Annotated in this window: 16 protein-coding genes; 14 read left to right on the top strand and 2 right to left on the bottom strand. The window is 46.1% G+C overall.

The window, feature by feature from the left end:
* Positions 1 to 173: 173 nt before the first annotated feature.
* The 9 genes from FTU55_RS07665 (at position 174) to rdgB (ending at position 11885) form a co-directional block, all read left to right on the top strand.
* Complete coding sequence (locus tag FTU55_RS07665; protein WP_180046682.1) at positions 174 to 2312, top strand: TonB-dependent receptor domain-containing protein; 2139 nt, start codon at positions 174 to 176, stop codon at positions 2310 to 2312.
* A 328-nt stretch (positions 2313 to 2640) separates the two neighbouring features.
* Positions 2641 to 4875 (top strand): catecholate siderophore receptor Fiu, encoded by a 2235-nt coding sequence (locus tag FTU55_RS07660; RefSeq protein WP_180046679.1) that lies wholly within the window; start codon positions 2641 to 2643, stop codon positions 4873 to 4875.
* A 107-nt stretch (positions 4876 to 4982) separates the two neighbouring features.
* Entirely contained in the window at positions 4983 to 5666 is a 684-nt protein-coding gene (locus tag FTU55_RS07655; protein WP_104499714.1) for a Fe2+-dependent dioxygenase, read from the top strand.
* Positions 5663 to 6775 carry an alpha-hydroxy acid oxidase gene (locus FTU55_RS07650; protein ID WP_373685461.1) on the top strand — a complete coding sequence of 371 codons (1113 nt, stop codon included), beginning with the start codon at positions 5663 to 5665 and terminating at the stop codon, positions 6773 to 6775. Before FTU55_RS07655 ends, FTU55_RS07650 begins: the two co-directional genes overlap by 4 nt.
* A 255-nt stretch (positions 6776 to 7030) precedes the next feature.
* The gene (gene leuA, locus FTU55_RS07645) at positions 7031 to 8728 is read left to right on the top strand and encodes a 2-isopropylmalate synthase (RefSeq protein ID WP_005180175.1); all 1698 of its coding nucleotides are present in this window, start codon (positions 7031 to 7033) and stop codon (positions 8726 to 8728) included.
* 84 nt (positions 8729 to 8812) lie between these two features.
* A complete protein-coding gene (locus tag FTU55_RS07640) occupies positions 8813 to 9973 on the top strand; it encodes a homoserine O-acetyltransferase (protein WP_005180176.1) in 1161 nt (386 codons plus the stop codon).
* Complete coding sequence (gene metW / locus FTU55_RS07635) at positions 9973 to 10566, top strand: methionine biosynthesis protein MetW (RefSeq protein WP_016658558.1); 594 nt, start codon at positions 9973 to 9975, stop codon at positions 10564 to 10566. Before FTU55_RS07640 ends, metW begins: the two co-directional genes overlap by 1 nt.
* On the top strand, positions 10563 to 11153 hold the full coding sequence (locus tag FTU55_RS07630; RefSeq protein ID WP_075167424.1) for a tetratricopeptide repeat protein: 591 nt from the start codon (positions 10563 to 10565) through the stop codon (positions 11151 to 11153). The genes metW and FTU55_RS07630 overlap by 4 nt, the downstream gene beginning before the upstream one ends.
* A gap of 105 nt (positions 11154 to 11258) precedes the next feature.
* The gene (gene rdgB / locus FTU55_RS07625; protein WP_104494687.1) at positions 11259 to 11885 is read left to right on the top strand and encodes an RdgB/HAM1 family non-canonical purine NTP pyrophosphatase; all 627 of its coding nucleotides are present in this window, start codon (positions 11259 to 11261) and stop codon (positions 11883 to 11885) included.
* Positions 11886 to 12080: 195 nt separating this feature from the next.
* Here rdgB and FTU55_RS07620 read toward each other — a convergent pair whose 3' ends face one another.
* On the bottom strand, positions 12081 to 12962 hold the full coding sequence (locus FTU55_RS07620; protein ID WP_180046677.1) for a permease: 882 nt from the start codon (positions 12960 to 12962) through the stop codon (positions 12081 to 12083).
* Positions 12963 to 13122: 160 nt separating this feature from the next.
* Here FTU55_RS07620 and tatA point away from each other — a divergent pair, with 160 nt between their 5' ends.
* The 4 genes from tatA to FTU55_RS07600 all read left to right on the top strand — a co-directional run bounded on the left by tatA (position 13123) and on the right by FTU55_RS07600 (position 17019).
* Complete coding sequence (tatA, locus tag FTU55_RS07615) at positions 13123 to 13347, top strand: Sec-independent protein translocase subunit TatA (protein ID WP_005180185.1); 225 nt, start codon at positions 13123 to 13125, stop codon at positions 13345 to 13347.
* Between the two features lie 19 nt (positions 13348 to 13366).
* Positions 13367 to 13813: a Sec-independent protein translocase protein TatB gene (gene tatB / locus FTU55_RS07610; RefSeq protein ID WP_016658555.1), complete on the top strand. Its 447-nt coding sequence runs from the start codon at positions 13367 to 13369 to the stop codon at positions 13811 to 13813.
* Complete coding sequence (gene tatC, locus FTU55_RS07605; RefSeq protein ID WP_171431653.1) at positions 13810 to 14592, top strand: twin-arginine translocase subunit TatC; 783 nt, start codon at positions 13810 to 13812, stop codon at positions 14590 to 14592. Before tatB ends, tatC begins: the two co-directional genes overlap by 4 nt.
* Before the next feature lie 180 nt (positions 14593 to 14772).
* A complete protein-coding gene (locus FTU55_RS07600; RefSeq protein WP_104505419.1) occupies positions 14773 to 17019 on the top strand; it encodes a PhoX family phosphatase in 2247 nt (748 codons plus the stop codon).
* A gap of 57 nt (positions 17020 to 17076) precedes the next feature.
* Here the strand turns inward: FTU55_RS07600 and FTU55_RS07595 are convergent, their stop codons facing one another.
* The gene (locus FTU55_RS07595) at positions 17077 to 17859 is read right to left on the bottom strand and encodes an NRDE family protein (protein ID WP_180046691.1); all 783 of its coding nucleotides are present in this window, start codon (positions 17857 to 17859) and stop codon (positions 17077 to 17079) included.
* Positions 17860 to 17953: 94 nt separating this feature from the next.
* Between FTU55_RS07595 and lgt the strand changes: the two genes are divergently transcribed.
* A complete protein-coding gene (gene lgt, locus FTU55_RS07590) occupies positions 17954 to 18763 on the top strand; it encodes a prolipoprotein diacylglyceryl transferase (RefSeq protein WP_016658551.1) in 810 nt (269 codons plus the stop codon).
* Positions 18764 to 18834 lie beyond the last annotated feature (71 nt).

Below are 18834 nucleotides of genomic sequence, written 5' to 3'. Positions count from 1 at the left end.
AAAATAACAAGCGATCAGAACAATTTTTCGGCTTAAATTCTTCATATTCCCTTCGCTATTTTTGTCTATTGTCTAATATTTGTTGCAAATGATAAGTACTATCATTAATATTCAATGGTTTTTAACTCATATTTTTAACTATTCTTCTTATATCCCAATACTGGAATTCGGTTATGCGCACCTTTAACCTTCGCCCGCTTTCGCTCGCGATTCTTGGAATTTCTGCTAGTTCCGCATTTGCAAATACAACCACTGAAACAACAGCTGACCCGACACATCAATTATCTACGATTGTGGTTTCTGCGGCAGGTTTTGAACAAGATATTAAAAATGCACCTGCTTCTATTAGCGTGGTCACAAAAGAAGATATTGAAAAGAAAAATGCCACCAGTATTGCTGATTTGTTAGCAGATGTTCCGGGTATCGACGTGCGTAATGGCGTTGGTAAAACGGGTGGATTAAATGTCAGCATGCGTGGTATGAAAGCTTCTGACACCCTGATCCTAATTGATGGACGCCGTCAAACGACAGCTAGTGATAATATTATGCCTAACGGCTTTGCTGAAGCAGCGACAAGTTTCATGCCACCACTTTCAGCAATTGAACGTATTGAGGTCATCCGTGGACCAATGTCTACCCTGTATGGTTCAGATGCCATGGGTGGTGTAATTAATATTATTACTAAAAAAGTATCTGATGAATGGAATGGCAACGTTACTGTCAGTGGTAACGTGATGGAAAATAATGACGAAGCTGACTCTTGGAAAACAAGCTTCTTATTGAACGGCCCACTATTAAATGAAAAATTAGGCCTGCAACTTCGTGGCAGCTATTACGATCGTAATAAATCTGAACGTATTGGTGAAGGCACTTCCCGAGATCCGCGCCCAACAACAGCTGAAAACTACGATATTGGTGCAAAACTGACTTTCCAAGCAGATAGTCAAAACTCTCTTTGGTTAGATGGCTTTCAATCTTCTCAAACTTATGACAATACCGATAACCGTTTAGGCACACAAGATAATGCACAAAAAGCCAGTGGTTATAAAAATGAGCTGGAATTCTCACGTAACCAAGTGGCTATAGGTCATGAAGGTGACTATAGTTTTGGTCTATGGAAAACTTATATTAGCCACTCAGAAACTGAAACAGAAGGAAGAACACTACCAACTGAGGCTTTCCCAAAAGGTAGTACCGACCCATTAATCGGCTCTGACCGTACTTTAAAAAGTACTGACCTTGTAGCAGATAGCCATATTATTTCACAGCTTGGTGGCCATAAAGTTACTGCCGGTTTAGAATTTAAAAACTCAGAAATTGAAGATAATATTGCCCAGCACATTACAGGCAAAAATAAATTCGACAAGAATTCTTGGGCTATTTATGCAGAAGATGAATGGCGACTCACTGATCAGCTAGGACTAACATTTGGTGGTCGTTACGAGGATCACTCAGGTTTTGGTGGTCATTTCAGCCCACGTGCATACCTAGTGTGGAATACCAATGATATTTTAACCATCAAAGGTGGTATCACTACAGGTTATAAAGCTCCTACCGCTAAAGATCTCGAAAACGGCTTGATTGATATGAGTGGTCAAGGCTCAACTTATATTTTTGGTAATCCAGACCTAAAGCCAGAAACATCTACAAACTATGAACTTGGCTTTAATCTTCAACCAAATGATCAAATTAACTTTACTGCAACGGGCTTTTATAACCAGATTGAAGATGCAATCGTAAGCAACGATTTATCTGGACAACCAATATGCCCTGTCACAAACTGCTCACAAGACATCAATGCTCAAGAAGCGAAAGTCTACGGTGCGGAAACGACCCTTCAATATAGTATTATTCCTGAGTGGGATATTAAAGCGGCTTACACTTATACAAAAAGTGAAATTACTGATGGTGAAGATGAAGGCCTGTACTACAACAACAATCCTCGAAATGCATTTAACTTAACCTCAACATGGCATGTTAATCCAGCACTTGATATTTGGTTGCAACATGAGTACAAGTCAAGTCGTACACGCTTTTCAAGCATTCCGACCTCTGGAGATAACCTAGAAGTCTACAAAATATATGGCAATAAATTCGCCGGATATAACCTATTTAATTTAGGTACAAGTTATACAGTGAATGATCAATTGCGCCTGAATATGGCTGTAAACAACCTGTTAGATAAAGATTTTACAGAACATCAAACCAATAATGGTGTTACGGGCTATAAATACTTATCTACGGGCCGTAGCACTTCTGGTACTTACCTCCCAGGCCGCAACTACTGGTTGTCTATTTCTTATGACTTCTAATCCTGATTTCACATAAGAACCCAAAACCCTGCCCCGGCAGGGTTTTTTAATTCTAAAAACCGATCAAATTAAATCAAAAATACGATTATTCAAATATTCTTATTGATTTATTTCATTAAATGCGAGCAATCCATAAATATTTTCTTGATTGTTTAGCTTGTTTTAACCAATCTCCATATTGTTACTGAGAATTATTATCACTAAAATTCGCATTACTTATTGAGCGTATACAACATACAATAAGTCCATCATTACTCTGCATTTGAACTGCGCACTCAAATCATTGTGGTAAGGGAATTTTGTCATTCATATCAGGAAATACACCACCATGGCACAGATTAAGAGCCGTAAACATCAACGCACTGCATCATTCGTTGCCCTTGCAGCCACCCTGCCGCTCATGGCACATGCAACCCCAGCGACCGAAGAAGTCACCCAGCTTCCTGAAATCACGGTGAAATCTCAGGCTGAAAATAAATATAAAACCAATCAGCTCAGCTCCGCGAAACAGACCCAGCCACTGGTCGATACCCCACAAACAGTTTCTGTTATTAATCAAACCTTATTAAAAGAACAAGGCGCGACATCACTGGTCGAAGCGCTACGCAATACTCCGGGCATTACCTTACAAATGGGTGAAAACGGCAATACCAGCGCTGGTGATACCTTCCAGATGCGTGGTTTCTCTACCCAAACCTCTACCTATGTCGATGGTATCCGTGATTTGGGCGCAGTCAGCCGCGATGTATTTAACCTGGAACAGGTTGAAGTCGTGAAAGGCCCGGCCGGTGCCGAAGCCGGTCGTGGTTCAGCATCCGGTTATATCAACCTGATCAGCAAACTGCCGCATCTGCAAAACAGTAGCGAAGTCTCTGCCAGCTACAATACCGCAGAAAATGCCCGCCTCTCGGCCGATATCAACCAGGCCATCAATGACAATACCGCTTTTCGTCTCAATGTCATGGGACAAGAAGGCGGCGTGCAAGGCCGTGATGTGCTCGAAAACAACAGCTATGCCATTGCCCCATCTGTTGCCTTTGGCCTGAACACCCCGACCCGCCTGTATTTATATTCACAACACGTCCGTCAGCGTAATATCCCTGATGGTGGTATTCCAACCATTGGCATGGAAGGCTTCTGGAATGCCAATCCGGATATTGCCCAAGCTGGTAAGGTTAATCGTGAAAACTATTATGGCCATGTAGATGACTACGAAGATGTCGATGCCGACATGTTCACTGCCAAAATTGAAAGTGATCTGGCAGATAATCTGAAACTGACCAATATCACCCGTTTGGGTCAAACCCAGATGAACCGAGTCCTGACCGGGATCAACACCATTTCTGCACATGATTCGACCAATCCAGCCGACTGGACCATCAGCCGTTCACGTCAGGGCGTCGATCAGGAAAATAAAATTCTGGCCAACCAGACCACTTTAAACCTGAACCTGAAAACCGGTGCTATTGAACATGATGTGATAGCTGGCCTGGAATTTTTAAAAGAGCAGCAATACACCCGCAATCTGGCCACCCAAATGCCGGATGAGCCTGCAGTATCCACCACTGAAGCCAGCCTGTATAACCCAAACCCCAATGATCCAATGGCCGACCTGATCTATAACGGTGCTTATAGCGATGGTGAAACCCAGACGGCTGCGGCTTATCTGTTTGATACCTTAAAATTTGGCGAACGCTTCCAGTTAAACGGTGGAGTACGGGTAGATTATTACGAAACCGACTATCAAGGCTTATCTTTACCTCGCGGCACAAATGCCCTTGTAGCTTCAGATATCAGCGCGCATGACACCCTGCTGAGCTGGAAACTTGGCGGTCTGTACAAACCAACTGCTTACAGCAGCGTTTATGCCTCTTATGGCAAATCCTTAACCCCACCGGGCAGCGCCAACTTTGTAATGTCTGAGTCGGGCATTAACAGCGCAGCGGCAGAACCACAAGAAACCCATCATTATGAACTGGGTACCAAATGGGATCTGCTTGATGGCCGTCTAGCCCTGAATGCCGCAGTCTATCGCACGGAAAATGAAAACCAGTTTACCCAAGATGCGATTACACAGGAATCCATCCAGGAAGGCAAAACCATCGTCGATGGGGTTGAGCTGAGTGCAGTCGGCCAGATTACCGATGCCTGGAATATTTCTGCCGGTGTGGCGCATATGAAAACCAAACAGGAAGATCAGCAAAGTTTCCGTGACAATGTCATGACCCGTACCGATAGCGTGCGCTGGTCACCGGAATGGACCGCCTCATTATGGACCACCTATGACATTGCCGGCTTTAAACTGGGTCTGGGTGCACGTTATGTCGATGAGCAAAAACGTGTCGTCACCGACAGCACTGCTCCAGCCAATATGCCAAGCATTCCAAGCTATGTGGTATTTGATGCCATGGCCGGTTATCAGTTCAATGAAAATGCCTCACTGAACCTGAATGTCTATAACCTGGCAGATGAAGAATACATCAGCACCTTGAACAACGGCGGTTCGCGTATGACGCTTGGTCAGGAGCGCAGTGCCAGCCTGACCTTTAACTATAAGTTCTAAGTTTTATTTTGTTCTGTTGAAGCAGCATTTATCTGAAATGCTGCTTCATTTTTTATTTGGCTTTATGATGACAGACAGCGCTCTGTCTGAAGGATGATTCAAGTCTCATGATGCTGCATGTTCCTCAAGTTCTCAGTAAAGCGGCCGTGGCTGACATCCGTCAGCAGCTCGACCAGCACACCGCCTGGATTGATGGCCAGCACAGTGCCGGGCCACAGGCCAAGAAAAGCAAACACAATCTGCAATTTGACCCACAGCATCTGGTGTATCCAGCGCTGGCTGAACAGATTGAACAGGCACTGAGACAGCATCCACTGGTACAATCTGCGACCTTAGCCAAACATATTCTGCGGCCAATGTTTAACTGCTATCAGCAGCAAGGGACGTATGGCAATCATGTCGACAGCGCCGTGCATTATTCGGCTGCACATCAGCAGCTGATTCGTACTGATGTTTCCATGACCTTATTTTTGTCTGAACCGGAAGAATATCAAGGTGGCGAACTGGTGATTGAAGATACCTATGGCGCACATGAGGTTAAACTGGATGCCGGCGATGTGATTCTCTATCCCGCCACCAGCCTGCATCGGGTAGAACCGGTTACTGCCGGCCGGCGCATTGCCGCCTTTACCTGGGCACAAAGCATGATTCGCGATGACTGGCAGCGCAGCATGCTGTTTAATTTGGATATGACCATCGGCCAACTACGCCAGCAACTTGGCGATAATGAACAAGTGCTGCAACTGACCGCGCATTATCATAATCTGCTACGTCAATGGGGCGAACTATGATGCCTGCCCAGCCACTGCCGCCGCTTACTCAGATTCCCGCTTATCTGCAAACTATTGCCGACTATGAAGCTCAGGCCAGCAAGCATTTAACGCCGACCACCTGGCACTATTTACAAGGGGGCGCGATGGATGAGCGCAGCCTGCAACAGAATCTGGACCAGTTTCAGCAGCTGCAACTGCTGCCCAGAATGCTGCGTGACCTGAGCCAAGGCCATACCCGCTGCGAACTGTTCGGGCAGGAATTTCCCCATCCAATTTTTCTAGCCCCGGTTGGCCATCAGCAACTGTTTCATCCACAGGGCGAACTGGCCACTGCCCTCGCAGCAGAAGCAGTGGGCAGTAATCTGGTCCTGAGTCATTTAAGTACTACCGATCTGCGTGAAGTTGCGCCAACAACCTCTCTTAAATGGTTTCAGCTGTATTGGCAAGGCAATCGCGAACAATCGCTGGCACTGGTGCAACTGGCAGAGCAACAACAGTTTAAAGCCATTGTGGTGACCGTCGATTCACCGCATAGCGGCGTTCGTGACCGTGAACGTCGGGCCGGTTTTCAAGTGCCGGCGCATCTGCCTCATCCGCATCTATCTTCCTTTACATCCCCCATCCTCAGGCCAGAGCAACATCCCCTGTTTGATGGTCTGATGCAACAGGCACCGACCTGGGAAGATATCGCCTGGCTGGTACAGCAAACGTCTTTACCGGTGCTGCTCAAAGGCATTGTGCATCCTGAAGATGCTCAACTGGCATTGCAATACGGTGTACAGGGACTGGTCATTTCCAATCATGGTGGCCGGGTGCTAGATGACTGCATTAGCCCACTGACAGCTCTACAGATGATACGCACACAACTGCCGGCAAATTTTCCCTTAGTGCTGGATGGTGGCATCCGCCGCGGCTCCGATATTTTTAAGGCGCTGGCCTTGGGCGCATCCGCCGTGCTGATTGGCCGGCCGTATATTTATGGTCTGGCAGTAGCCGGTGCGTTAGGTGTGGCGCATGTGATTAAAATTTTGCGGGAAGAACTGGAAGTGACCATGGCTTTAATGGGAACGGCGCGCCTGCAAGAGATCAATAGTCGCTATATTTTTCACAAAAACCAGATCCAGTGAAATTTTTTATCTCCACAACATGTAATGATGCAAATTAAGAGAATAATTTCCACTTCAGTTGGCTTATATTTATCTTAGGAATTTGCAAGACCGCGAACGGTACCAGCCAGGTAGCAACTCTTTCTGAAAATGTGGACTGATCCTAATATTTTCCGGAAATACGCTTGTAAATTGATACCATAGATACCATCTATATAAGTAGTACGTTGCTTTTTTATAAGCTTAAGCAACCCATGCTTCACAAGGAGTTACCTCATGATGTTGGCTGATCCAAGTAAAAAATATCGTCGCATGTATCAACGTGTTGACTTGCCAGACCGTCAATGGCCGAACAACGAAATTACAAAAGCGCCTATCTGGATGAGCACCGACCTGCGTGATGGTAACCAGGCAATTTTCGAACCAATGAGCATTGAACAGAAGTTCAAAATGTTCCAGATGTTGGTGAAAATTGGCTTTAAGCATATTGAAATTGGCTTCCCGTCTGCTTCACAAATTGACTTCGATTTCACCCGTAAATTGATTGAAGAAAACCACATTCCAGATGATGTGTATATCGAGGTTTTGGTTCAGGCACGTGACCATTTGATTCAGCGTACCTTTGAAGCATTGGAAGGTGCAAAACGCGCGATTGTACATATCTATAACTCCAACTCGCCAACCTTCCGTCAAAAAGTCTTGAATGTTGATGTCGCGGGTGCCAAACAGTTGGCCATTAACGCTGCTGAAAAAGTGAAAGAATACGCAGCGCAATATCCTGAAACCGACTGGATTTTCCAGTACAGCCCGGAATGTTTCACCGCAACTGAATTGGAAGTGGCTAAAGATGTCTGTGACGCCGTGACTGAAATCTGGGAAGCTTCTCCTGAAAACAAAGTCATCTTAAACTTGCCTGCGACTGTAGAAGTTTCGACTCCAAACGTATATGCCGACCAGGTCGAGTGGATGCACCGCAACATCAAACGTCGTGACGGGGTGATCATCTCTGTTCACTGTCATAACGACCGTGGCTGTGGTATTGCTGCCTCTGAATTGGCAATTATGGCCGGTGCTGACCGTGTTGAAGGTTGTGTGTTTGGTAACGGCGAGCGTACCGGTAACGTTGACGTGGCAGCAATTGCCTTGAACATGTACACCCAGGGCGTGGCACCAGAATTGGATTTCTCTAACATCAACGAAATTATTGCGACCGTAGAAGAATGTACCGGTTTACCTGTGCATCCACGTCATCCATATGCCGGTGATTTGGTGTTCACGGCGTTCTCGGGTTCACACCAGGATGCGATTAAAAAAGGCTTTGAATACCAGAAAAACGAAGAAATCTGGGATATGCCTTACTTGCCAATCGATCCGAAAGACTTGGGCCGTGACTATGATGCCGTGATTCGGGTGAACTCGCAGTCAGGTAAAGGCGGGATTGCTTACTTGTTAGAATCGAACTACAACGTGGTGTTGCCGCGTCGTGTACAAATCGAGTTCTCGCAAGTGGTGCAGCAAGTGACCGATGAAGAAGGCACTGAAATTTCAGCACAGCAAATCTGGTCATTGTTCCAGCAAACCTATGTCGATGCCAAAGATTCACATTATTCTGCCAAGAGCTATAAATTGTCTGATGACAATGGCAAACAGGTAATTGAACTTGAAGTGGTGGTGAATGGCTCGACACAGCAGTTGCGCGGTGAAGGTAACGGTCCGATCTCGGCCATTTTGGATGCCTTGCAGTTACCAATTGATGTCTTGAACTATGAAGAACGCGGCATCAGCTCGGGTGCCAATGCCAAAGCCTTGGCCTTGGTTGAGTTGCAGGTGAAAGGTACCGGTAAATCTGCCTTTGGTGCCGGGGTGCATGACAACATTGTGACTTCATCCATTGAAGCCATTATTGCCAGCACTAACCGTCTGATTGATCAGGGCGTATTAAGCAAAGAACAATTGGTTGCTGCTGCCGTTTAAGCACATAAAGTACTTTAGAAAGGATACCCCAAGTGGTATCCTTTTTATTTATTCATTCTAAAGATTCTAAGGCGAATTATTCCTGTGTCTTTCCCTGCTAACTCTGTGGGTGTCGTAACGCCACAACAGTTTCAATTTGAAGAGCCGTTAGAGCTGGAATGTGGACGCATTCTGCCACGTTTTGAACTGATGGTTGAAACTTACGGAAGCTTGAATGCCGACAAATCCAATGCCATTTTAATCTGCCATGCCCTGTCCGGGCATCATCATGCGGCGGGCTATCATCATGAAGATGATAAAAAGTCTGGCTGGTGGGACAGCTGTATTGGTCCGGGCAAAGCCATTGATACCTCTAAATTCTTTGTGGTGGCACTGAACAATATTGGTGGCTGTCATGGTTCGACCGGTCCAACCTCACCCAACCCGGAAAATGAAAACCGCCCTTATGGTCCGGATTTCCCGCTGGTGACGGTGCGTGACTGGGTCAAAACCCAGGCCATGCTATCAGACCGCTTAGGCATTCAAAAATGGTATGCAGTGATTGGCGGTTCTTTGGGGGGCATGCAGGCCTTGCAATGGTCGGTTGATTATCCGGACCGTCTGGAAAAATGTGTGATTATTGCCAGTGCGCCAAAACTGTCGGCACAGAATATTGCCTTTAATGAAGTCGCGCGTCAGTCGATTCTTTCAGATCCTGATTTTCATCATGGCCGTTATCTGGAACATGACAGCTATCCAAAACGTGGCCTGATTCTGGCGCGGATGGTCGGACACATCACCTATCTGTCTGAAGAAGCCATGAAGCAGAAATTTGGCCGTGACCTGAAACTGGGCAAATTCATGTACGGTTTCGATGTCGAGTTTCAGGTGGAAAGCTATTTGCGCTATCAAGGTGAACAGTTCAGCCGTAACTTTGATGCCAACACCTATTTAATTATGACCAAGGCGCTGGATTATTTTGATCCGTCGCGTGAATACGAACAGTCGCTGGTACAGGCCATGGCCCATACCCAATGCCAGTTCCTGGTGATTTCGTTTACCACCGACTGGCGTTTCTCGCCTTCGCGTTCGCAGGAAATTGTCGATGCGCTGATTAGCAACCATAAACCGGTCAGCTATTTAGATATTGATGCCGAACAGGGCCATGACTCCTTCCTGTTCCCGATTCCGTTATATGTCAAATCTTTAAGAGCATTTTTGGGAGGTGCAGAACACCTCAAGGCAACCCCGCAGGAGGCTGTGTAATGCGTATTGATCAGCAACTTGCCGAAAAGTGGATTAAGCCCGGTTCCCGCGTTTTAGACCTCGGTTGTGGTGATGGTGAACTGCTGGCCCACATGAGTAAAAAGCACAATATTCGTGCTTACGGCCTGGAAATTGACCAAGAAAAGATTGCAATTGCCGTCAGTCGGGGGTTAAATATCATCCAACAAGACTTAAACCTCGGTTTAAGCCGCTTTGCCGACCAGTCTTTTGACTATGTGGTCATGGCACAAGCCTTGCAAGCTGTAGATGCACCTGACGTATTATTGCGTGATATGGTGCGTGTCGGAAAACAGGCGATTATTACCTTTCCGAACTTTGCCCACTGGAAGGCCCGTTCTTTCCTGGCACTGAAAGGAAAAATGCCGGTTTCAGAAGCTTTGCCGTATATGTGGTACAACACCCCAAACATCCACCTCTGTACTTTCCGTGATTTCGAAGCACTCTGTGCTGAAAACAATATCCGTATTATTAATCGACTCGCTGTGAATGGGGATCAACAAGTTAGTTTACTCAGTAAACATATCCCGAATCTGTTTGGTGAAGTCGCAATTTATCGAGTGAGCGCTCTATGAAAAAATTATTATTAAGCACGACGCTACTGGTTGGACTTTTTAGCCTGCAGGTGCATGCAGATTATGTGGCACCAGGCAGTTCGGTATCGAGCCAGGCCGCCCAGTATTCGGTGATGGACATTCAGGGTTTGATTAAAGCTGCCAAAGCCGGTCAGGCCGGTGCGCAGTTCTATCTGGCAACCAAATATCTGCATGGTCAGGATGTCGCCAAAGATGAACGTCAGGCCTTTGCCTGGTATAAAGCCGCTGCCGATCAGGGACTGTCTTCAGCCCAATTGAACGTAGGCCGTATGCTGGCTGATGGCATTGGCACCAAAAAAGATGAAGTCCTGGCCCGTCAGTATTTTGAAAAAGCGGCCAGCCGCGGTGATAATCGCGCCAGCTTTAACTTGGCGATGATGGAAGAGAAAAAGAAAAACTATATGGGTGCTTATCAGTGGTATGAACTGTCTACCCGTGATGGCATGCTCGACAATAAAGTGATTTCTTTATCTGAAGGCAAAAAAACGGCTTTAGCTGCCAACCTGACCCAGGAACAGATTCGTCAGGCGCGTGACCGTGCCGACAAATGGATTCAGGCGCAATAAGCCAGGTTCAAAAACACTAGCACCTTCGGGTGCTTTTTTCATGCCTGCTGTCTGGTGGTTTTCGGTTAAACTAGCCGGCATGTTTTCAATCATGAGTAATTCGAGATGACTGCACCTGCTTGGCTCTCTCAAGGCACCCTGGTTCTAGCCAGCAATAACAAAGGCAAAATTGCGGAATTTGAAAAACTGTTTGCAGAACTGAATTTACCGGTTGATGTCATCCCGCAAGGCCAGCTTAATATTGAAGATGCCATTGAAGATGGCCTGAGCTTTGTTGAAAATGCGATTATTAAAGCGCGTCATGCCTCTAAAATTTCTGGCAAACCCGCGATTGCTGATGATTCCGGGATTTGCGTACCGGCACTGGACGGCGCACCGGGAATTTACTCTGCCCGTTATGCCGGCGCACATGGCAATGATGCCGCCAATAATGAAAAACTGCTGGCAGACTTACTGCCTTTACGCAAAGATGGAACAGCGATTGAAGGTATGTTTGTTTGTGTGCTGGCCCTAGTGCAGCATGCCGAAGATCCATTGCCACAAATTTTCCAGGGCATCTGGCAAGGTGAAATTCTGGATGCACCACGTGGTGAAAATGGTTTTGGTTATGATCCACTGTTCTGGTTACCGGAGCTGGGTATTTCCAGCGCCGAGATGAGCAAGGAAGAAAAAAATAAGATCAGCCATCGAGGTCAGGCGATGCAGCTGTTTAAAGCGAGTTTGGAGAAGTAACATCCTTTTAAAACTCCTCCCTTTGAAAAAGGGAGGCTGGGAGAGATTCTTCTATACATCTTTCTTCTGACGCTAAAATATTGCTCATTTCTACAAAGGGTTTCCGTAAATCCCCCTCTTTAATAAAGAAGGACTTTCAAAAACTTTTATACCCTCTCTCTAACTCTCTCCCAAAGGGAGAGAGAACTTTTTGATTTATAAACCCGGCACCACCGCATGCACCACCACGCCATATACGCCAATCAAAATCGCACTGGCAATCGTTCCTGAGGCAATATATTTGGCAGAATCACCGGTGCCCTGATAATGGGTTTCTAGTGCCACAATATTGGCAGCCGGTGGCAGCAGGAAAAACATCAGCATGACGGCATAAATCAAGGTCTGCTGCGGAATGGGTAAACACCAGTACGCCACAGCACATAGCAACAAGGCCAGCGGAATACGTGCGACCAGTAAACCCAAGCTGCGTTTTAAGTCAGCCCAGCCAATCCGGACTTTACTCAGCCACATCCCCAGCACACACATGCCGGCAAAGGTCACCAGTACTTTATTGCTTTGGTAAATGACTTGTAGCCAGGTCTGATGTTCAAACTGGCTCACATCCCAAAAAGACAGAATACCCGCCAGACTCAGGGCAATCACCGGCGGTGAAAGCAGCACATTTTTAACAATAAACTTTAATTCTTGCCGGGTCTGGCTCACCGCCATCACCGCACAAACATTGCCAAATAAGGATCCGCCAATATACAGCGCCACAATAATACTGCTGGCCGCAGGTCCAAACAGGGCCAAGGCAAAGGGAAAACCCAGCCAGGCCCCATTTAAATAACTGAAGCACAGTGCGATCAGTTTATCTTTTTGCAAGATATAAAAGACCGCAAAGAAAAGGATGGAACTGATCAGACTAAAACCAATCAGCCACAAGCTGCCGTCCTGATAAAACACCATGTTGTAGATAATCAGTAACGGAATAAACAGCCGGGCCAGTAACATCGCTAGCACCGGACGCACCGGCTTTAAATACGCGACCCCGAAGTATCCAATCAGAAATGAAATTAACGGAAGCAGCAGCACCATGCGGGTACACAGAAAGGTAAAAAGTGGTGATTATCCTAACATAATTGATGGCAAAACATGCTTTTAGCCCATCTGTTGTCTTTGAATCGCAATATTCCTGTCACCTCGCTGTCATCTAGACCTGTTGAGATATGTCTTGAATTAAAAAGAGGTAAATATTATGGCTGGTTTATCGATCTGGCACGTTCTGATTTTTGCAATTGTGGTAATTCTTCTGTTTGGTACATCTAAACTGAAAAACCTGGGTAAAGATGTGGGCGGTGCGGTTAAAGACTTTAAAAAATCAATTAAAGATGATGAAACGACCACTGCGGCCCTGAACGAGCCACGGACCATTGAACATCAGGCGACATCATCTGATGTTAACACGACTGTAAAACAATAATTTTTCAGGTAATTTTGTTATGCTCAATATTGGAATGACGGAGCTGCTGTTTTTCGGCATCATTGCATTATTGGTGCTGGGTCCAGAAAAGCTGCCTGAAGCTGCACGTTTTGTTGGAAAGTGGTACGGCAAAATTAAACGTACCATCAGCAATGTGCAAAATGATATTGATCGGGAACTTCGACTTTCTGAACTGCGTGAACAGATGCAACAGGAAATGGCACGTATTCAGGAACTTGAGCAAAAAATGCAGTCTCAGATGCATGAGCTAAAACAACAAAAAATATTCGCGGAAGAACAACCGAACCAGACCGCTGCAACGGATAATAAAAATTTGCCGACGCGTTATACCTTTATTGCCCCGCAACCTTCGCTGTTGCTGCGTCCTCAGCATCAACCGCTAACCGCGACTGAAGCTATCCCTCCGACCACATCACAATTTACCGATTATAAGGTGGCTGTATGAGTCAAAGTTCTCCTTCTCAATTGCCAGCGGCGACAGTGGGCGAGCAAGCTGCTTTAGAAGAAATGCCGATCACCAAACATCTGGTGATTCTGCGCAAGCATTTATTTAAGATTGTGGGCCTGGTTATTGCGCTGTTTTTCTGCTTATTGCCTTTTGCCAATCGCACCTATCAGATTTTATCTGAGCCGCTGCGTGCGCAGTTGCCGACTTCATCGACCATGATTGCTACCGATGTCACGGCCACCTTTATGGCACCGTTTAAGCTGAACTTTTTTGTGGCGTTGATGATTGCGATGCCGTTTATTATTTATCAGCTGTGGGCTTTCGTAAAACCAGCATTATATGAAAAAGAGAAAAGCCTGGCATTGCCGTTGCTCATAAGCAGTATTGCCCTGTTCTATATTGGGATTTCATTTGCTTACTTTATTGCACTGCCGTCAATTTTGCATTTTTTCATCAGTGTGTCGCCGGAAACGGTTGCCCCGATGACGGATATTAATAGCTATCTGACCTTTTGTTTGAAGCTGTTTTTGGTGTTCGGGTTTACCTTTGAAATTCCAATTATTACCCTATTACTGATTTTAATTGGTGTGGTCAGTACCCAGCAGCTGGTCGAGAAACGCCGCTTTATTATTGTTGGCTGTTTCTTTGTTTCGATGTTTGTTACCCCACCGGATGCACTGTCGATGATTATGCTGGCTCTTCCAATGTGGATGTTATTCGAATTGGGCTTATTTGCAGGCAAGCTGATTGAGAAGCGTCGGCTGGCTGCAGAATAAGTTTTTACAAACCCGATTAAAAAAGAGCAGCTCCGGCTGCTCTTTTTTATTTTAGTAAACCATTGTTCTTATTTAACTTTTTTGAAATATTTTCTTCAAGGTACTGTCATATTCAGCGGGTAGTTTATTTCTAGCTTTTAAGCAGCAACCAAGCCATTAAAGAAAAGCTAGGACTTTTAAATGAACAACGATGAAATGATTCCGTGTCAGGATCTGACCGAAGATAGTAACACTTCAAATAATACGCATTTTCAAACGATTCTTGATCAACATATGAATCGTCGTGGTTTTATTGCAAAAACTACAAGTGGGGCAATGGCATTAGCATTTGCAGCAAGCGTGAGCGGCTGTTCAGATGATGATAATGATTCTGCTAATTCAGGTGAAAATCCAACTACTCCTCCAGACACAACCTCTCCTGATCAGCATGAGTGGAGCGATCTGAACGCCCGCCCGAATAAATTAACCTTTGAACCTGTGAGAAAAAATACAGCGAACTTCTTCAGTGTTCCTGCAGGTTACCAGCTAAAAGTGTTATATGCAGTAGGCGATCCAATTAACCCTACTTATCCAGAAAAAACCGATGCTGAACTACCATCAGGTGCATCTTATCAATTCCGTGCCGGCGATAACCATGATGGTATGAGCTTCTTCGGTATGCATCCAACCAACAAAAACTATGCTGCCAAAGAATCAAAACAAGGCTTGCTGGTATTAAACCATGAGTATCTGCAGCAATCTCAGTTACATACCCCTGTGGGCACGATTTCAGTAGATGGCATCCGCCCTGAAGATCAGGTTTTACGTGAAGTAAATGCTCACGGTGTATCTGTTGTTGAAATTAGCAAAGATGAAAATACCCAAGACGTTAAAATTAATTTAAATTCTGAATTTAACCGTCGTATTACTGCCGCAACTGAAATGGAAATCCGTGGTCCAGCGCGCGGTTCTGATCTGGTTAAAACCCGATTCTCTCAAGACGGTACTTTAACACGTGGTACATTTGCAAACTGCGGTAACGGTTATACACCTTGGGGGACATATCTGACTGCAGAAGAAAACTGGAGCGGTTATTTCGCTCGTCAAGCCAATGACACACGTGCCATTGCAAAAGAAGAAATTGCCTTATCACGTTATGGTCGTGGTGGTGCTAATGCCCGTTCTTCGCAATATTTATGGAATACTCCAGTTGCCGAGTTAACTGGTGACAAAGATCTGTATGATCGTTGGGATATTTCAGTTAAAGGTGAAAACGCGCTAGCAGACTACCGTAATGTCATGAACACTTGTGGCTTTATTGTTGAAATTGACCCGTTTAGCGCAACTGAACGTCCAGTAAAACGTACTGCACTCGGCCGTTTTGCACATGAAGATTGTCGTTGTAGTAACCCGATCCCTGGTCAGCCATTAGCGTTCTATATGGGTGATGATGCGACAGGTGAATATATCTATAAGTTCGTATCAGATGCAGTGTGGGACCCTAAAGATGTCAACGGCGGCTATGCTGCTGGCGACAAATATATGAATAACGGTACATTATATGTTGCCAAGTTCAATGATGATGGTACCGGTGAATGGTTAGAACTGTCGCATAACCAGAATGGCCTCACCTCTGCGAATGCAATCTATCCTTTCTCCGGTCAGGATGATGTCGTTGTTCATGCCCGTCTTGCTGCAGACCACGTTGGTGCAACCAAAATGGACCGCCCAGAATGGGTTGCAGTGAACCCTGAAAATGGCGAAGTTTATGTCACCTTAACCAATAACAGCAGCCGTGGTCGTTCGTATCCAACTGATGCCGCTAACCCACGTAGCTATATTGACTTCAAGGGCACAAGCGCAAGTAGTTTCGGAAACATGAATGGCCATATTATTCGCTTCCGTGAAGAAGGCGACACGGTAGCCGCTACAGCATTTAAATGGGATATCTTCTTATTTGGTGCTGAAGCACGCGCTGAGTCAAACATCAACCTGTCTGGTCTAGACGATATGAACGACTTCTCTAGCCCGGATGGTATGTGGTTTGACCCACGTGGTATCCTTTGGATTCAAACCGATGATGGTCAATATACAGATGAAACCAACTGTATGATGCTTGCAGCACTTCCAGGTTCAGTCGGTGATGGCGGTACCGCGATTGCAGCAAGTACCAAAGCAGGTGGTCAAGAAACAATTGTGGGCGCACAGCTTTCTAATGACCGTGTCCGCCGCTTCCTGGTTGGTCCATCTGGCTGTGAAATTACCGGGGTAACCATTACACCTGACTATAAAGCGATCTTTGTCAATGTTCAGCATCCAGGTGGTGCTTGGCCAGCAAACCAAAGTACCCGCTACAGTGCGTTAGGTAAAGTTCCTCGTTCAGCTACTGTGGTCATCACCCGTAAAGACGGTGGTCCGATTGCAGGTGAGGCACTAGAGCAAGCATAAAACGCTTTCTCTTAAGCATCCTTAAACTTAAAAATACCGGCTTGATGCCGGTATTTTTTATTTCTGTAGTGGAATATTCAGCTCCACGATCTGCCCGGCGGTTTCACCCTGCTGGCTTTTCTCTAACCAGTGCCATTGCTGAGCATTTAATCTTAAAATATTGGAACAGCGTGTACCATACGCCGGACTCTGAATAAAGGTCGACGACAATAACTCTTCCAGCTCGACAGAAATGCCGGTTTCTGGCAATAAATCTGCAATCACCTTGCGTTCATCTTCCAAAATATCCCAGGCAGCATGCTGCAGATCTGCTTCTGGCAACTGGGCTTGCTGTAACATCGGTAAAAATTCTTGGGTAAAGCGTTTACGCAAATGGCCGGTTTTTTCCCAATGCTCGCCCATTAAGCCATTGGACACCACATATACCCCTTTGGCCAGCACTTGCGGCGCCTCCCCTCGGTTGCTCATATACACCGCCTGTTCCCGGTCGCCGACAAATAAATTAAAGCCGGCATAATCGCACTGGCGCGGCTCCAAGGCTTGCGCAAAGCGAATTGGACTTAATTCAGATTCCAGAAAATCCTGAATCAGATGCCCGCGTGAGGTCGGATAATTGTGCTGATCCTGTCCATTACGAAAATTGGTAACAATGGCCCAGCGGCCTCTGGCGGTCACGCCCATCCAGGTGCCACCCGACTCCAAGTCCTGTCCGGCATAAATCGGGCTATTTTCCCAGGCATGCAACGCCGCAGTTGGACGCTGATAAAACTCATCACGGTTTGAAATTAAACATAAAGGCAGCTCATCCAGAACCTGCCAGGCAAAGGCCACAATACACATAATTTCCTGCTCGCTATCTTTACACATTGAATGTACAACATTTTTCATCTTATTCAGCTAAAATCTGTGCAAAACAGAATGACAAGGAACAGGAATGCTGACCTATCCAAATATTGATCCGGTGGCGATATCGCTGGGTCCCTTACAAGTCCACTGGTATGGACTGATGTATTTACTGGCCTTTTTATTTGCCTGGGGTCTGGCCACCTATCGCGCCAAGCAGCGTGGCTGGACGCCGGACATGGTTTCGGACCTGATCTTTTACGGCGCGCTGGGTGTAGTCATTGGCGGCCGTGTCGGTTATGTGTTCTTTTATGGCTTTGAGCAGTTTCTGGCTAACCCGGTGTGGCTGTTTCAAGTCTGGACCGGGGGCATGAGTTTCCACGGTGGTTTCCTGGGGGTCATGCTGGCCATGCTGTTCTGGTGCAAAAAATACCAGATGACCTGGTTCCAAACCCTGGACTTTATTGCACCCTGTGTCCCGACCGGGCTGATGTTTGGACGCATCGGCAACTTTATTGGTGGCGAGTTATATGGCCGTCCGGTCACTGATCCAAACTTTGCACTGGGCATGATTTTCCCGACCGATCCACTACAGCTGGTACGTCATCCATCACAGTTGTATCAGGCGCTGTTTGAAGGGCTGCTGTTATTTATTCTGCTGTGGTGGTTCAGTTCCAAACCGCGTCCACGTATGGCGGTTTCGGCACTGTTCCTGATTGGTTATGGTCTGGCGCGTTTTGTGGTGGAATTCTTCCGCGAACCGGACAATGGTCAGCTATTTATTGCCTGGATGAGTAAAGGCCAATTCCTGAGTCTGCCAATGATTCTGGTCGGTCTCTGGATGATGTGGTACGCCTACCAGAAAAAAATCTATGACTGGGGCCCACAGAAAAATAGTTAAACCGGAGCGAGGCATTGGCCTCGCTTTTTTTATGCCATTTTTGCTAAAGTGCATGCACCCTTGCACAATTC

This window comes from Acinetobacter sp. YH12117, assembly GCF_013418865.1.
GTDB classification, from domain to species: Bacteria; Pseudomonadota; Gammaproteobacteria; order Pseudomonadales; family Moraxellaceae; genus Acinetobacter; species Acinetobacter indicus.
This window is presented reverse-complemented; position numbering and strand designations above follow the sequence as displayed.

Coding starts and splice junctions, on each gene's coding strand:
- FTU55_RS07665 (WP_180046682.1), top strand. CDS start 174: ATGCGCACCTTTAACCTTCGCCCGCTTTCGCTCGCGATTCTTGGAATT.
- FTU55_RS07660 (WP_180046679.1), top strand. CDS start 2,641: ATGGCACAGATTAAGAGCCGTAAACATCAACGCACTGCATCATTCGTT.
- FTU55_RS07655 (WP_104499714.1), top strand. CDS start 4,983: ATGATGCTGCATGTTCCTCAAGTTCTCAGTAAAGCGGCCGTGGCTGAC.
- FTU55_RS07650 (WP_373685461.1), top strand. CDS start 5,663: ATGATGCCTGCCCAGCCACTGCCGCCGCTTACTCAGATTCCCGCTTAT.
- leuA (WP_005180175.1), top strand. CDS start 7,031: ATGATGTTGGCTGATCCAAGTAAAAAATATCGTCGCATGTATCAACGT.
- metW (WP_016658558.1), top strand. CDS start 9,973: ATGCGTATTGATCAGCAACTTGCCGAAAAGTGGATTAAGCCCGGTTCC.
- FTU55_RS07630 (WP_075167424.1), top strand. CDS start 10,563: ATGAAAAAATTATTATTAAGCACGACGCTACTGGTTGGACTTTTTAGC.
- rdgB (WP_104494687.1), top strand. CDS start 11,259: ATGACTGCACCTGCTTGGCTCTCTCAAGGCACCCTGGTTCTAGCCAGC.
- FTU55_RS07620 (WP_180046677.1), bottom strand. CDS start 12,962: ATGGTGCTGCTGCTTCCGTTAATTTCATTTCTGATTGGATACTTCGGG.
- tatA (WP_005180185.1), top strand. CDS start 13,123: ATGGCTGGTTTATCGATCTGGCACGTTCTGATTTTTGCAATTGTGGTA.
- tatB (WP_016658555.1), top strand. CDS start 13,367: ATGCTCAATATTGGAATGACGGAGCTGCTGTTTTTCGGCATCATTGCA.
- tatC (WP_171431653.1), top strand. CDS start 13,810: ATGAGTCAAAGTTCTCCTTCTCAATTGCCAGCGGCGACAGTGGGCGAG.
- FTU55_RS07600 (WP_104505419.1), top strand. CDS start 14,773: ATGAACAACGATGAAATGATTCCGTGTCAGGATCTGACCGAAGATAGT.
- FTU55_RS07595 (WP_180046691.1), bottom strand. CDS start 17,859: ATGTGTATTGTGGCCTTTGCCTGGCAGGTTCTGGATGAGCTGCCTTTA.
- lgt (WP_016658551.1), top strand. CDS start 17,954: ATGCTGACCTATCCAAATATTGATCCGGTGGCGATATCGCTGGGTCCC.